Source organism: Cryobacterium shii (assembly GCF_004402595.1).
Lineage (GTDB): Bacteria > Actinomycetota > Actinomycetes > Actinomycetales > Microbacteriaceae > Cryobacterium > Cryobacterium shii.
The window spans coordinates 37140-50722 of the sequence record NZ_SOFY01000070.1; the positions used below are offsets into that span (position 1 = coordinate 37140).

Consider the following 13583-nt stretch of genomic DNA (forward strand, 5'->3'; position numbering starts at 1 on the left):
CCGGGGGCCGGACCGTGCCGCCACGCACCGCCGGCGCCCCGCCCCGCCCCGCCCCGCCCCGCCCCGCCCCGCCCCGCACGAGCATGGCGCCCGGAGTCCCGGGCACGACGACCGGGCACGAAGAAGGGCCCCGACCGGAGTCGGGGCCCCTCCTGATCACTAATCAGTCGGTGACTGGTTCGTGACTAGTTGATGCGTGCGTAGGTGTTGTCCGCTGCGTACTCGTAGACACCGATGGTGGCCTCGGTCGGGTCGCCGTACTCGTCGAACGTGACCGGCCCGGAGAAGCCGTCGTAGTTGACCTGGTCGCCGGCGGCGAGGGCCTTGGCCGCCGCCTTGAAGTCGGTGACCTTGGTGCCGTCGCCGGTTCCGCCGGAAACCTGGCGCAGGTACTTGGAGATGGTCGTACCCTTGACGTCGTTGGCCGCGTACGCCGCGAGGGCGACGAGCATGACGGCGTCGTAGGACTCGGCCGCGTAGCTGAAGTCGGTCAGGGTCGGGTCGACCGCCTTCAGACGGTCGGTGAAGTCACCGAGCGTTCCGACGTCCAGGCCGGGCAGGGTTCCCTTCGAGCCGGCGACGAGCCCCGGAGCGAAGTCCTTGCTGTAGTCGGCCAGGTTGCCGTCCACGAAGTAGAGCTTGTCGCCCGGGAAGCCCGATCCGACTAGCGCGGGGGTGATGACCTTGGCCTGGTCGAACGTGACCAGGGCGATCGCATCCGGGTTGGCCGCGGTCACTTCGGAGATCTGAGCGGCGAAGTTGGAGTCACCCTCGTTGAACAGCGACTTGGCGACGACCTTGCCGCCGGCGGCTTCGAACGCCGCGGTGGTGGAGTCGGCCAGGCCGGTGCCGTAGGAGTCGTTCAGCACGATCAGGCCCAGGGTGCTGTTGCCGTCCTCGGCGATCTGGTTGCCCAGGACTTCGCCCTGCAGCAGGTCGGAGGGGGCGGTGCGCCAGTAGAGGTCCTTGTCGGCGTACTTCGTGAAGTCGGCCGAGGTGTTGGCCGGCGAGAACTGCACGACGCCGGCACCGGTGATCTGGTCGATCACGGTCTTGGAGACGCCCGAGGATGCCGCACCGATGATGGCGGAGACGTCCTGGGAAAGAAGGTCGGTCACCGACACGGTCGCGGTGTCCGTGGTGGTGTCACCCGAGTCCCGGTAGACGGGCTCGATCTTCATGCCTAGGTCGGCGTCGTTGATGTCCTTGACGGCCAGCGCGACACCGGCCTCTTCGGGCGGGCCCAGGAAGGCGAGGGCGCCACTCTGAGGAAGGACGGTGCCGATCTTCAGGGTGAGATTGCGGTCACCGGCTTTGATGGTCTGGGCGTCACCGCTCGCCGCGGGCGACTCCGACGCAGCGGGTTCAGCAGCATTGCTGCTGCAGCCGGTGAGCAGAAGTGCACTGACGCCGACCATGGCGACTCCAGTGACGACGGCCCGGACTGAGCGGGAGGCCGAGGCCTTCGCGAATACGCTCATGTTGCTCCTTGGGACTAGGAATGAGAAATGCCGGCGGTCGAATGACTGCCGTTCTGTCACATTATTGACAGGGAACGCACGAAACAAGGCAACCGTGTTACATCCGTGTAACGCGGACCAAATCGTTATCGGCGGCCGATGACGCTCGCACCGGCGATCTGTTGCGCGTGAGGTGTCGCCGCCGCACGGATCCGGCCTCAGGCCGGCTCGAGCGACGAACGGCGGGGCGCCCGCCCGGTCAGGACCATGTCGGCGGTAAGCACGACCAGGGCCAGCCAGACCAGGCCGAATCCGGCCCACCGCTCGGGCGGCATGGGCTCGTGCAGCACGAAGACGCCGACGAGGAACTGCAGGATCGGTGCGAAATACTGGATCAGGCCGAGGTAGGTCAGCGGCAGGCGACGGGCCGCGGCGGCGAAGAACAACAACGGAACGGCCGTGATGACGCCGGCCAGGAGCAGCAGCACGGTGTGCCACGGCGAGACCGTGCCGATGGTCAGGCCGGAGACGGCGCCCACCACGATCAGCTGGACCACGGCCAGGGGCGCGAGCCAGACGGTTTCGAGCGTGAGACCGGCGACGGCATCGACGTCCCGGCCGACCCGCTTCTTGATCAGACCGTAGAAGCCGAAAGAGAAGGCGAGAACGAGCGACACCCACGGAAGCGCCCCGTACCCGACGGTGAGCACGACGACCGCCCCGAGGCTGATGCCTACGGCCACCCACTGCAGCAGACGGAGCTTCTCCCGCAGCAGCAGCACGCCCAGGAACACGGTCACGATCGGGTTGATGAAGTAGCCCAGCGCCGCCTCGACCACATGGCCGCTCAGCGCCGCGAACACGTAGGTCTGCCAGTTGATGAAGATCAGGAGCCCGGCCAGCCCCATGGTGAAGACGATCCGGCGTTTGCGCAGCAGGCCCAGGAACGACCGCCACTTGCGGGTGACCGTGATCAACAGGGCGCAGAAGACCAGGGAGAACAGCACCCGCCAGGGCACGATCTCGAAGGCCCCGGTCGGTGCGAGCAACAGGAAGTAGAGGGGCAGCATGCCCCAGAGCGTGTACGCCAGAACCGCATAGATCAGGCCCGTGCTCTGCTCCGAGCGCGCCGGGCGCGCGGCACCCCGGGAAGGCGGAAGGGGCGTGTCCTGCACGTTCGTGCCTCTCTCAAAACGAAGAATCCCGGATGGCCAGGGCCATCCGGGATTCTATCGATCAGTGTGTGTGACTAGCGAACGACGACTGCGAGCACGTCGCGAGCCGACAGGACGAGGAGGTCCTCACCACCGAACTTGACCTCGGTTCCGCCGTACTTGGAGTAGATCACCTTGTCGCCGACGGCGACGTCGAGCGGGATGCGGTTTCCGTTGTCGTCGATCCGGCCGGGACCGACGGCGACAACTTCACCCTCCTGGGGCTTTTCCTTGGCGGTGTCAGGAATGACCAGACCTGAAGCGGTGGTCTGCTCTGCGTCGACCTGCTTGATGACGATGCGATCCTCGAGCGGCTTGATGGAGACCGACACGGTTGACCTCTTTCTTAGCTAAGACTTAGTTAGCAGACTCACAGCGAGAGTGCTAAGTCGAGTTTAGGGCGCTTCTGGCACTCACGCAACGTGAGTGCCAGACCCGGCCGAGTTGATAGGTTTGCGGGATGGAACGCTCTGAGCTCGTTGAGCTGTTATCTCCGGAGGGTTTGCGCCTGCTGGACTCGCTGCCGCCGTACGAATCGGCCGCCAACGTGGTGCGGGTGGTGAGTGATCTGCGCAAGGCCGGCCACGCCCCCGGGCTGGTGGCCGCGGTTCTGGGCCAGTCCCGGCTGCGCGCCAGGGCCGTGCCCAAGTTCGGCGAGTTCGCCGGCCGCATGCTGTTCACCGAGACCGGCCTCGAACAGGCCACCCGGCTGCGCGTCGCGGCCCTCCACGCGGGCCGCTTCGCGGGCGCCTCGCTGAACCGCGTCGTCGACCTCGGCTGCGGGATCGGCGGTGACGCAATGGCCTTGGCGGCGATGGACCTCGAGGTGACCGCGGTCGACGCCGACGAGGTGACGGCCACCGTCGCCAGCTTCAACCTGGCCCCGTTCGAGAACGCGACCGTGCTGAACGCCGACGCCGAGAGCGTCGACCTCACCGGTTTCGACGCCGCCTGGCTGGACCCCGCCCGCCGCACGGCCGGGCACACCAACACCTCCCGCCTGACCCGGCCGGAGGACTACTCCCCCAGCCTCGACTTCGTCTTCGGCCTCCGCGAACGGATGCCCATCGGCGTCAAGCTCGGCCCCGGGCACGACCGGGAGCAGATCCCGGTCGACGCTGAAGCGCAGTGGGTGTCCGTGGACGGCAAGCTCGTCGAGATGGCGCTCTGGTTCGGCAGCCTGGCCCGCACCGGGATCCGCCGGTCCGCCCTGCTGCTGGGTCGGGACGGGAGCCATGAGCTGAACGCCCCGGCCGACAGCGAGGACGCCCCGGTGGGGGTGCTGGGCGACTACCTCTATGAGCCGGACGGTGCGATCATCCGTGCCCGCCTGATCGGCGACCTGGCCCGCTCGCTGGACGCGCTGATGCTGAGCGAGTCCATCGCCTACCTGACCTCCGCCAGCCTGGTGCGCACGCCGTTCGCCACCGCGTTCCGGGTGCTCGAGACCCTGCCGGTCGACGAGAAGAAGCTGCGCCTCGCGCTGCAGGAACGCCGGATCGGCACCCTGGAGATCAAGAAGCGCGGCGTGGACGTGGACCCGGCCACCCTGCGCACCCGGCTGCGGCTGAAGGGGCCGGAGTCAGGAACGCTCGTCCTGACGCGGGCCGCCGGACACCGGGTGGCCCTGCTGGTCGAGCGGGTGTCGGCGCTCAGCTGACGGCGGACATCAGCACGAGGGTGATGACCAGCACCCACCCGGCGGCGATGAGCAGGCCCGCGAGACCGGTGACCAGGCCGTAGACCCAGAGCGCGCCCGACCGGTGCTCCGTGGCGCGGGCCATGATCGCCAGGACGATCGCGGCCAGCGACAGGGCGGCACCCCAGACGCCGAAGATGGCGACCAGCAGTCCCAGCAGGCCGAAGACGAGCGCGGCGACGGACAGGCCGTGACGCTCGGCGTGGGCACGCAGCTCGGTGTCCGTGTAGACATACGGCACCCACTCGGTGGGAGCCGTCACCGTCGACTCATAGTCCAGTTCGCCCTCGACCGAAGCCGGCGGTCGGGTGAGGTCGAGCCGGAAGTCGTCGACGTCGTCCGACGGGTCCCGGTACTCCCCAACCATTCCTGCTGCCTCCGACATGCTGTAAACGGGCGCCGCCGCATCCGTGCGCCCGAACGGTGCGCCGGTCAGGCACCCGCGGTGAAACTCAGTACGAGTAGCTGTTGGGCATGCTGGCGAAGATAACGGCCCAGATCAGGATACTCGCCAACGCCAGGGCGACGCCGACGAACCCGGTGATGATGCCGGTCAGCCAGAAGCCCCGGGCCTGCGGTTCCTTCGACCGGCCGAGGAACCCCAGCACGACGGCCGCGGCCGGAACGAACAGCCCGAGGATGCCGCCCGCGATCGGGATGAAGACGATCGGGAACCCGAGGATTCCGATCACGCCGGCCACGAGCGAGAGGATGCTGAAAATCGACTGCTTGGCCGCCGGCGCGCCCCCGTAGGGATCCGAGGACGGGGCGCCGTAGGCGGGAGGCGGGGTCGTCGGAGCGCCGTAGTAGGCGGGTGGCTGGGTCGGTCCGGCCGACGGCGGGGTCGGAGGCGGGGTCGGCCCGGCCGGGGGCGGCGTCGGGGGTCCGTACCCGGGTGGGGGCGTCTGGCCGCCGGAGAACGACGGCACGGGCTGGGCGGTGGGCGGCACGGGCTGGGCCGGCCGCACGGGCTGGGCGGCGGGCGGCACATCCGCGGACTGGGGAATGTCGGGGACCTGGGGCACGTCCGGCACCTGGGGGACGTCGGGGACCTGCGGGACGCCGGGGCCGGGGGTATTCGAATCACTCATCTGAGTTGCTTCCTTTCCGCACGGCGTCTGCCGTGATCGGGTTCCAGTGCGTCAGCTGTGCCGGAATCCTGGTGTCGAGATTCCGGTTTTCGTTCACATGTTGTTGAGGATGGTCGGGTCGCTGGCGATCGCGAGGACGAGCAGCCCCCCGATGATGACCGAGAGAACCAGGCTCGCGTAACCGATGATCAGGCCGGCAATCGCGAGGCCGCGGCCCTTCTCGCCGGTCTTGCCGATCTGGCTCAGGGCGATGTGGCCGGTGATGATGGCGGCCAGAGAAATCGAGAGCACCGCGGTCACCAGCGAGATGATCGCCAGCACATTGTACTTCTCGGACGAGCCCTGCGCAGCGTACGGCTGCGGGTACGCCGCGTTCTGCCCGTAGGCCGGTGCAGCCTGAACCTGGGGCGTGCCGGGCGCCGGGTTCGCGGGGGCCGCGGGCGGCTGGAACATCGGCGGGGTACCCGGCGTCAGGTTGGGGTCGGTCATGGCGAAGCTCCTTCTGGACAGAACTGAACATCTGGGCAAGTGAACATCTGGGCAAGTGAACATCTGGGCAAGTGAACATCTGGCGGTGCCATAGTGGCACCCCGCCAGATGGGGTGTCAACGGACCAGACGAACGGCGCCCGTGCAAGCCAGAATACCCGGTCGGAGCGTAAACACCGCTCTGGCCGGGACTTAGACCTGGATCTCCGAGACCGGAAGGGTCGAATCCGCGCCGAACTCCATTGACGAGGGCTCGAGCCCGGCCATGATCAGTTGGGCGCCGAGCGCGGCGATCATGGCGCCGTTGTCGGTGCAGAGCGACAACGGCGGGATGCGCAGGGCGATGCCGGCGGCATCCGTGCGTTGCTCGGCCACCAGACGCAGCCGGGCGTTCGCGATCACCCCGCCGCCGAGCAGGAGCCGCGGCACCTCGAGGTCGACGCAGGCCGCGACGGCTTTGGTGAGCAGGATGTCCACGACCGCCTCCCGGAAACTGGCCGCGACGTCTGCGACGGGCACGGTTTCGCCCGCGTCGCGCTTCTGTTCGACCCAGCGGGCGACCGAGGTCTTGAGCCCGGAGAAGGAGAAATCGTAGCGGTGTTTGGCCATGTCCTTGGTCTGGCTCAGACCACGGGGGAAACGGATGGCGGAAGGGTCGCCCTCCAGCGCCGCCCGGTCGATCTGGGGCCCGCCGGGGTAGGGCAGGCCGAGCACCCGCGCCACCTTGTCGAACGCCTCGCCGGCGGCATCGTCGATGGTCTCGCCGAGGAGTTCGACGTCGGAGACCAGGTCGCGCACCAGCAGCAGAGAGGTGTGCCCGCCGGAGACGAGGAGCGCGATGGTCGGGTATTCGAGGGGTTCGGCGGTGTCGGTGGCCCCCATCCGGAGCACGTCCGCCCCGACGTGGCCGACAAGGTGGTTGACCGCGTAGATCGGCTTGCCGAGCGACAGGGCGAGGGCCTTGGCGGCGGCGACCCCGACCATGAGCGCTCCGGCCAGCCCGGGGCCGCTGGTGACGGCCACGGCGTCGATCTCGTCCAGGCGGATGCCGGCCTCCAGCGTTGCCGCCCGGATCGCGGGCACGAGCTCCTCGAGGTGCGCGCGCGCGGCCACCTCCGGCACGACTCCGCCGTAGCGGGCGTGCTCGTCCATCGATGACGCGATCGTGTTCGAGAGCAGGGTGGTGCCGCGCACGATCCCGATCCCGGTCTCGTCGCACGAGGTCTCGATGCCGAGGACGAGCGGATTGGAGCGGTTCATTCGGCGGCCTCCGGCGCGAGGGTTTCCGACGTCAGGGGCTCCGGTGTCAGGGGCTCCGGTGTCAGGGGCTCCGGTGTCAGGGACGAGACGGGCAGAGGCACGTCGAGTCGCATTACGATCGCGTCGACGTTGTCTGGCTGGTAGTAGCCGCGGCGCACTCCGATTTCCTCGAAACCGAGCCGCCGGTACAGCTCCTGGGCGGAGGGGTTGTCGGCGCGCACCTCGAGGAAGACCTCGCGGACGCCCCGCTTCCGTGCCTCCGCGATCAGGCTGAGCATCAGGGTGCGGCCGAGCCCGTGGCCGCGGGCGTGCTCGGTGACCGCGATGGTCTGGACGTCGCCTTCCCGGGCGCCGCGAGGGGCCAGCAGGCCGGCGTAGGCCTCGATCCGGTCGGGCGAGTCGGGTGGGAAGGCGACCAGGTAGTAGCAGTTCGGGTCGGCGACGTCGCGCGCCATCGCCTCGGCGGACCAGGCGTCGGTCGCGAAAATCCGGCTCTCGAGCGCCATGATCGCGTCCACATCGGCGGCGCCGGGCCGGCGCAGCTGCCAGGTCATCTCAGCTCACCCGTTTCGGGCCGTTGGACAAGGTGACGTCGGGAGAGCGCAGGTAGATCGCTTCGTCACCGGCGAACGGATGCCCGTGCGCCCACATCAGTTCGGCCACCAGGCCCAGGTCCGCCGCGGAGACGGTGGCCGCGTCGTGGCGGGGCACCCCGGCGTGGTCCCAGTCGTCCTCCAGCAGCACGGCGGGTTTGGCCACACCCGGCCCGGCGACGCGGATCGGCAGGCCCGCGGCATCCGCCCCGCTGTACACCGACCAGTTGACCTCGCGGCGGCGCGCATCCGTGACGACGACGAGCCCGCCGATATGGCCGTCGCGGTACCGACCGAAGGCGACGGCGTCGTGGCTGACGACGGGTACGAACGGCACCCCCGCCCCCAGGGCGAATACGCGGGCGGCGGCGATGCCGACGCGCAGCCCGGTAAACGGGCCCGGGCCCATTCCGCCGACCACTCCGGAGAGGGCGGCGACCGGCAGATCGGCCTCGGACAGGCAGGCGGCGATGAGCCGGCCGATCACCTCGGCGTGGCGCATGGTGTCGCCGGTTTCGTGGTGGGCGATGACGCCGCGGTCGAGGTCGACGAGGGCGACGCTCGTGCCGGCGGAGGTATCGATGGCGAGAAGCACCTCCCCAGCCTATTCGCTGCGCCTCCCCGCCATCTCACCGCCCGCCCCCGCGCCCGCCCTGCCCTGCTCTGCCTGCCCTGCCTGCTCACGCCCGCCCGAGCGAATTCGACGGAGATTTTGGGGTTTTGGGCCGAGTTGTGCCGCTTAGAGGCTTTTTAGAGCAGAATCTCCGTCGAATTCGTTGGGAGCCCAGCGGGGGCCGTGGGGCGTGAGGGTGACCGTGCGGGGCTCGTCGAGGTCGAGCACCTCGGCGGGGTCGCCGGTGACGGATGCCGGGGCCTGCGAGGCGCCGACCGGCCGTTCGATCTCGATGTCCAGCCAGGACTCGGTGATGCCGTCGAGCATGCCGCGGCCCCACTCGACCACCACGATGGAATGCGCGAAGTCGATGTCGAGGTCGTCGAGTTCGACGGCGCTGGACAGCCGGTAGGCGTCGACGTGCACCAACGGCGGCCCGCCGACCGTGCTCGGATGGGTGCGGGCCAGCACGAAGGTGGGGCTGGTGACCGAGCCGCGCACGTGCAGTCCCTCGCCGAGGCCGCGGGTGAACGTGGTCTTGCCTGCCCCGAGCGGCCCGGTCAGCACGACCAGGTCGCCGGCGCGGAGCAGCGCGGCGACCTCGGCACCGAAATCGTGCATGCTGTCGGCGTCCGGGATTGTTCTGCGCATGTCGGGACCCTCAGCGTGCGGTACGGTCGGCGGCGCGCGGCGTGGCGGCCGGCGGCGTGGCGGGCTGCGTGGAGGCCGGCGGCGTGTCAGCCGGGTCCGGGTTCAGGTAGGTGCGCGGCACGCGATGCCCGATCCGGGTGACGATCTCGTAGTTGATCGTGCCGGCGGCCTCGGCCCACTCGGTGGCGCCGGGAACGCCCGCCTCGGGGTCGCCGAACAGCACCACCGGGTCGCCGACTTCCACGGCCTCGTCGCCGACGCTGACAACGAACTGGTCCATCGCGATGCGCCCGACGATGGGATGCGTGGCGGCGCCGACGGTGACGCGCGCAGTGCCGGAGGCTTGCCGCGGCACCCCGTCCGCGTAACCGAGCGGCACGAGGGCCAGGAAACCGTCGACGGGCGCGCGCCAGAGGTAGTCGTAGGAGACTCCGGCGCCGGCGGCGACCCGGCGCACGGCGGCGACCCGCCCGCGCAGCGTCATCGCCGGGGTGAGCCCCAGGTCGCGCGGCGTCTGGTCGTCGAACGGGGACAGCCCGTACATTCCGATGCCCACGCGCACCATCGTGTACCGCGCCGCCGGCACCCGCAGGGCCGCGGCCGTGGAGGCCAGGTGGATCAGGGTAGGGGTCAGTCCGGCCGCAGCGGCCAGGCTGAGTCCACGTTCGAAGCGCTCGATCGCCTCGGCGTCGTCGGCGGCGGACGCGTTCGAGAGGTGACTGAAGATGCCGGTGACGGTGAGCAGGCCGGCCCGCTCGAACTCGGCGGCGAGAGCGAAGACCTCGGCCCAGTCCGGCTCGTGCACGCCGTTTCGGTTGAGGCCGGTTTCCAGTTTGATCTGCACTCCGGCGACGACGCTGAGGGCCGCCGCGGCATCCGTGATCTGTCGCAGTTGCCGCGCCGAGGACACCCCGAGGTCGACATTCCGCGCGAGGGCGGCGCCGAAGTCGGCATCCGGATCGTGCAGCCAGGCCAGCAGGGGCGCGTCGATGCCCGCGGCACGCAGCTCGAGGGCCTCGTCGATGTCCGCGACCCCGAGCCAGTCGGCTCCGGCGGCGAGGGCGGTGCGGGCCACCGGCACGGCCCCGTGGCCGTAGGCGTTCGCCTTGACGACCGCCATCAGGTGGGGGGTGCCGATTACGCTCTTGAGGTGCGCGACGTTGGCGAAGACCGCGCCGAGGTCGATGACCGCTTCCCGGAAGCCGCTCATGCGTCACCCTCGATGACCACGAACGCGCAGGCCACCCCGGCGTCGTGGGTCATGGTGAGGTGCACGGATGTCACGCCGCGCGCCGTCACCGCGGCCTGGGCGGCGCCGTGCAGCGCGAAAGCGGGGTTGCCGTGGGTGTCGGTGATGACGCCCATCTCCTGCCAGCTGACACCGGTGCTGTCGCCGAGGGCCTTGATCAGGGCCTCCTTGGCCGCGAACCGCGCGGCGAGGGAGTGCACCGGGAGGGCGCGTTCGGCTTCGGTGAAGAGCCGGGGTATCAGCCCGGGGGTGCGCAGGACCTGCCGTTCGAAGCGTGCGAGGTCAACGATGTCGACCCCGATTCCCCGGATCATGCGGCTCCCCTCTCCACCGGCGGCTGCGGCCCTGCCGGTGCCCACCCTGCGGTGGCGGCTGTCCTTCTGCGGTGGCGGCTCTAATTCGACGCGGCTGTTATTCGACGGTGACGGACTTCGCCAGGTTGCGCGGCTGGTCGACATCCAGTCCCTTCGCGGTGGCCAGCGCCATCGCGAAGATCTGCAGCGGGACCACGGCGAGGAGCGGTTCGAACAGCGGCGCGGCCAGCGGGATGCGGATGACGGTGTCCGCGAACGGCAGCACGGCCACGTCGCCCTCTTCGGCGATCGCGATGATGCGGGCACCGCGGGCACGGATCTCCTGAATATTCGAGACGACCTTGGGGTGCAGGTGCGCGGAGCCGCGGGGGCTCGGCACGACGACGAAGACCGGCTGGCCGGGTTCGATCAGCGCGATCGGCCCGTGCTTGAGTTCGCCGGCGGCGAAGCCCTCGGCGTGGATGTAGGCGAGTTCCTTGAGCTTGAGCGCGCCCTCGAGGGCGATCGGGAAGCCGACGTGCCGGCCGAGGAAGAGCACGGCCCGGGTGTCGCTCATCCAGTTGGCCAGTTCGCGAACCGTCGGTTCCTGGAGCAGGGTGGTCGCGATCTTCTCCGGGATGCCCTGCAGCTCGGCGACCTGTTCCGCCTGCTCGGCTTCGCTCAGGCTCCCCCGCACTCGTGCCAGGTGGAGCGCGAACAGATACAGGGCGGTGATCTGGGCGACGAAAGCCTTGGTCGACGCCACGGCCACCTCCGGGCCGGCGTGCGTGTAGATCACGGCGTCGGACTCGCGCGGGATGGTCGCGCCCTGGGTGTTGCAGATCGAGATGGCCCTGGCACCGGCTTCCCTGGCGTACTTGACGGCCATCAGGGTGTCCATGGTTTCGCCGGACTGGCTGATCGAGATCACCAGGGTGTCCGCGGTGAGCACCGGGTCGCGGTAACGGAACTCATGGCTGAGCTCGACGTCCACGGGGATACGGGTCCACTTCTCGATCGCGTACTTTCCGACCTGGCCGGCGTACGACGCCGTTCCACAGGCGACGATGACGATTCGGCGGATGTCCCGCAGCGCATCGTCGCCGAACGCGGCCAACTCCGGCACAACCACTGTTGTGCCCGCGATCCGGCCGCGCAGAGTGTTCGCGACGGCGTCCGGCTGCTCGGAGACTTCCTTGGCCATGAAGCTGGACCAGCCGCCCTTGTCCGACGCGGAGGCGTCCCAGGCGATGTCGAATTCCTCCGTTTCGACCGGGTGGCCGTCGAAGTCGGTGACGGTGACGAGGTCGGGCGTGATCGTCACGATCTGGTCCTGCCCGATGGCGACGGCCCGGCGGGTGTATTCGACGAAGGCGGCGACGTCGGAGCCGAGGAAGTTCTCCCCCTCGCCGAGGCCGATCACGAGCGGGGAGTTGCGGCGGGCTCCGACGACGATGCCGGGCTGGTCCTGGTGCACGGCGAGGAGGGTGAACGCGCCGTCGAGCCGGGAAACGACCGCGCGGAAGGCCTCGGCCAGGTCACCGACGCGCTGGTATTCGCGGCCGAGCAGAATGGCGGCGACCTCGGTGTCGGTCTCGCTCTCGAAGCTGAAGCCCTCGGCGAGGAGCTCGTCCTTGAGCACGGAGAAATTCTCGATGATGCCGTTGTGAATCAGGGCGAGCTTGCCGTTGTCTCCCAGGTGCGGGTGCGCGTTGGAGTCATTCGGGCCGCCGTGGGTGGCCCAGCGGGTGTGGCCGATGCCGGTGTTCCCGTTGTTGATCGGGTTGGCTTCGAGTTCCGCGGCCAGGGCGCCGAGCTTGCCGGCCTTCTTCGCCGTGTTCAGGGCGCCGCCGGCGTCGATGATCGCGATCCCGGCGGAGTCATATCCGCGGTACTCCAGCCGACGCAAACCGCCCATCAAAACCTGGACGCTCTTGTTGTCTCCGACGTAACCCACGATTCCACACATGACTGCGATATTAGTCCGAGTAAGCTGTGTGGAATGTCCGATGCGGTTGCGAGTCCCTGGAACAACGACCACAGCACCCCCTTCGTGGAACTGTCCCGGGCCGATTGGGCCGCTCTCGCCCCGACCACCCGGCTTCCCCTCCGGGAAACGGAAATCGTGCAGTTGCGGGGCCTGGGTGAGCCGCTGGACCTCGGCGAGGTCACGGATGTCTACCTTCCGCTCAGCCGGCTGCTGAACCTGTACGCGGCCGGTGCCCGCCAGCTGCACCGGGCCACGAGCGATTTCCTGGGCGAACGCGCCCAGCGCACGCCGTTCGTCATCGGCGTGGCCGGTTCGGTCGCGGTCGGCAAGTCCACCATCGCGCGACTGCTGCGGGAGCTCCTGGCCCGCTGGGAGGACACCCCCCGCGTCGAACTGGTGACCACCGACGGGTTCCTGCTGCCCAACGCGGAACTCACCCGGCGCGGTCTGATGGATCGGAAGGGCTTCCCGGAGTCCTACGACCGGCGGGCCCTGCTGCGGTTCGTGGCCGCGGTCAAGAGCGGCGCGGCCGAAGTGCGGTCGCCCTTCTATTCGCACCTGAGCTACGACATCGTGCCGGACGCCCAGATCGTGGTGCGTCAGCCCGACATCCTCATCGTCGAGGGTCTGAACGTGCTGCAGCCCCCCGGGCCCGGCCACGGGCTGGCCGTCAGCGACCTGTTCGACTTCACTCTCTACGTCGACGCCCGCACCCAGGACATCGCAAGGTGGTACGAAGATCGGTTCCTGAAGTTGCAGCGGGGCGCATTCAGCAACCCCAAGTCGTACTTCCACCGCTACGCGTCCATGACCGAGTCCGAGGCCCGGAGCCGGTCACGGGAAATCTGGACCGAGATCAACGAGCCCAACCTGGTGCGCAACATCCGACCAACCCGGTCACGCGCGACCCTGGTGCTGCGCAAGGACTCCAACCACGCCGTGTCCAAGGTGCTGCTGCGCAAGGTGTGACACCGGCGCCAAA

At 69.2% G+C, this 13583-nt stretch carries 15 protein-coding genes; 2 read left to right on the forward strand and 13 right to left on the reverse strand.

Features of this window, described 5'->3' with window-relative positions:
* Nucleotides 1-185: 185 nt before the first annotated feature.
* From E3O49_RS12935 to groES, 3 genes are all read right to left on the reverse strand, one after another.
* Complete coding sequence (locus tag E3O49_RS12935; RefSeq protein ID WP_134366345.1) at nucleotides 186-1481, reverse strand: ABC transporter substrate-binding protein; 1296 nt, start codon at nucleotides 1479-1481, stop codon at nucleotides 186-188.
* Between the two features lie 197 nt (nucleotides 1482-1678).
* Nucleotides 1679-2635 (reverse strand): EamA family transporter RarD, encoded by a 957-nt coding sequence (gene rarD / locus E3O49_RS12940; protein ID WP_241975876.1) that lies wholly within the window; start codon nucleotides 2633-2635, stop codon nucleotides 1679-1681.
* A 74-nt stretch (nucleotides 2636-2709) separates the two neighbouring features.
* Nucleotides 2710-3006, reverse strand: coding sequence for a co-chaperone GroES (gene groES / locus E3O49_RS12945; RefSeq protein ID WP_066597535.1), 297 nt, complete (start codon nucleotides 3004-3006; stop codon nucleotides 2710-2712).
* A gap of 128 nt (nucleotides 3007-3134) precedes the next feature.
* Here groES and E3O49_RS12950 point away from each other — a divergent pair, with 128 nt between their 5' ends.
* Nucleotides 3135-4334: a class I SAM-dependent methyltransferase gene (locus tag E3O49_RS12950; RefSeq protein ID WP_134366346.1), complete on the forward strand. Its 1200-nt coding sequence runs from the start codon at nucleotides 3135-3137 to the stop codon at nucleotides 4332-4334.
* Here E3O49_RS12950 and E3O49_RS12955 read toward each other — a convergent pair.
* From E3O49_RS12955 to glmS, 10 genes are all read right to left on the reverse strand, one after another.
* Nucleotides 4327-4740 carry a hypothetical protein gene (locus E3O49_RS12955; protein WP_134366347.1) on the reverse strand — a complete coding sequence of 138 codons (414 nt, stop codon included), beginning with the start codon at nucleotides 4738-4740 and terminating at the stop codon, nucleotides 4327-4329. The genes E3O49_RS12950 and E3O49_RS12955 overlap by 8 nt on opposite strands.
* 85 nt (nucleotides 4741-4825) lie before the next feature.
* Complete coding sequence (locus tag E3O49_RS16620; protein WP_160141114.1) at nucleotides 4826-5464, reverse strand: DUF4190 domain-containing protein; 639 nt, start codon at nucleotides 5462-5464, stop codon at nucleotides 4826-4828.
* Between the two features lie 93 nt (nucleotides 5465-5557).
* On the reverse strand, nucleotides 5558-5953 hold the full coding sequence (locus E3O49_RS12970) for a DUF4190 domain-containing protein (RefSeq protein WP_198417495.1): 396 nt from the start codon (nucleotides 5951-5953) through the stop codon (nucleotides 5558-5560).
* A gap of 191 nt (nucleotides 5954-6144) precedes the next feature.
* Nucleotides 6145-7212, reverse strand: coding sequence for a tRNA (adenosine(37)-N6)-threonylcarbamoyltransferase complex transferase subunit TsaD (gene tsaD, locus E3O49_RS12975; RefSeq protein ID WP_134451737.1), 1068 nt, complete (start codon nucleotides 7210-7212; stop codon nucleotides 6145-6147).
* Complete coding sequence (gene rimI, locus E3O49_RS12980) at nucleotides 7209-7766, reverse strand: ribosomal protein S18-alanine N-acetyltransferase (RefSeq protein WP_134451739.1); 558 nt, start codon at nucleotides 7764-7766, stop codon at nucleotides 7209-7211. Before rimI ends, tsaD begins: the two co-directional genes overlap by 4 nt.
* 1 nt (nucleotide 7767) lies before the next feature.
* Nucleotides 7768-8400, reverse strand: a complete 633-nt coding sequence (gene tsaB, locus E3O49_RS12985; protein WP_134366351.1) for a tRNA (adenosine(37)-N6)-threonylcarbamoyltransferase complex dimerization subunit type 1 TsaB — start codon at nucleotides 8398-8400, stop codon at nucleotides 7768-7770.
* Between the two features lie 144 nt (nucleotides 8401-8544).
* Nucleotides 8545-9069 (reverse strand): tRNA (adenosine(37)-N6)-threonylcarbamoyltransferase complex ATPase subunit type 1 TsaE, encoded by a 525-nt coding sequence (gene tsaE, locus E3O49_RS12990; RefSeq protein ID WP_134366352.1) that lies wholly within the window; start codon nucleotides 9067-9069, stop codon nucleotides 8545-8547.
* Nucleotides 9070-9079: 10 nt separating this feature from the next.
* A complete protein-coding gene (gene alr, locus E3O49_RS12995; protein WP_134451741.1) occupies nucleotides 9080-10279 on the reverse strand; it encodes an alanine racemase in 1200 nt (399 codons plus the stop codon).
* Nucleotides 10276-10632, reverse strand: coding sequence for a holo-ACP synthase (locus tag E3O49_RS13000; protein ID WP_134365637.1), 357 nt, complete (start codon nucleotides 10630-10632; stop codon nucleotides 10276-10278). Before E3O49_RS13000 ends, alr begins: the two co-directional genes overlap by 4 nt.
* A 97-nt stretch (nucleotides 10633-10729) precedes the next feature.
* A complete protein-coding gene (gene glmS / locus E3O49_RS13005; protein WP_134365636.1) occupies nucleotides 10730-12580 on the reverse strand; it encodes a glutamine--fructose-6-phosphate transaminase (isomerizing) in 1851 nt (616 codons plus the stop codon).
* A gap of 33 nt (nucleotides 12581-12613) precedes the next feature.
* On the opposite strand from glmS, the gene coaA reads away from it, so the two are divergent.
* Complete coding sequence (gene coaA / locus E3O49_RS13010) at nucleotides 12614-13570, forward strand: type I pantothenate kinase (RefSeq protein WP_134365635.1); 957 nt, start codon at nucleotides 12614-12616, stop codon at nucleotides 13568-13570.
* Nucleotides 13571-13583: the final 13 nt, after the last annotated feature.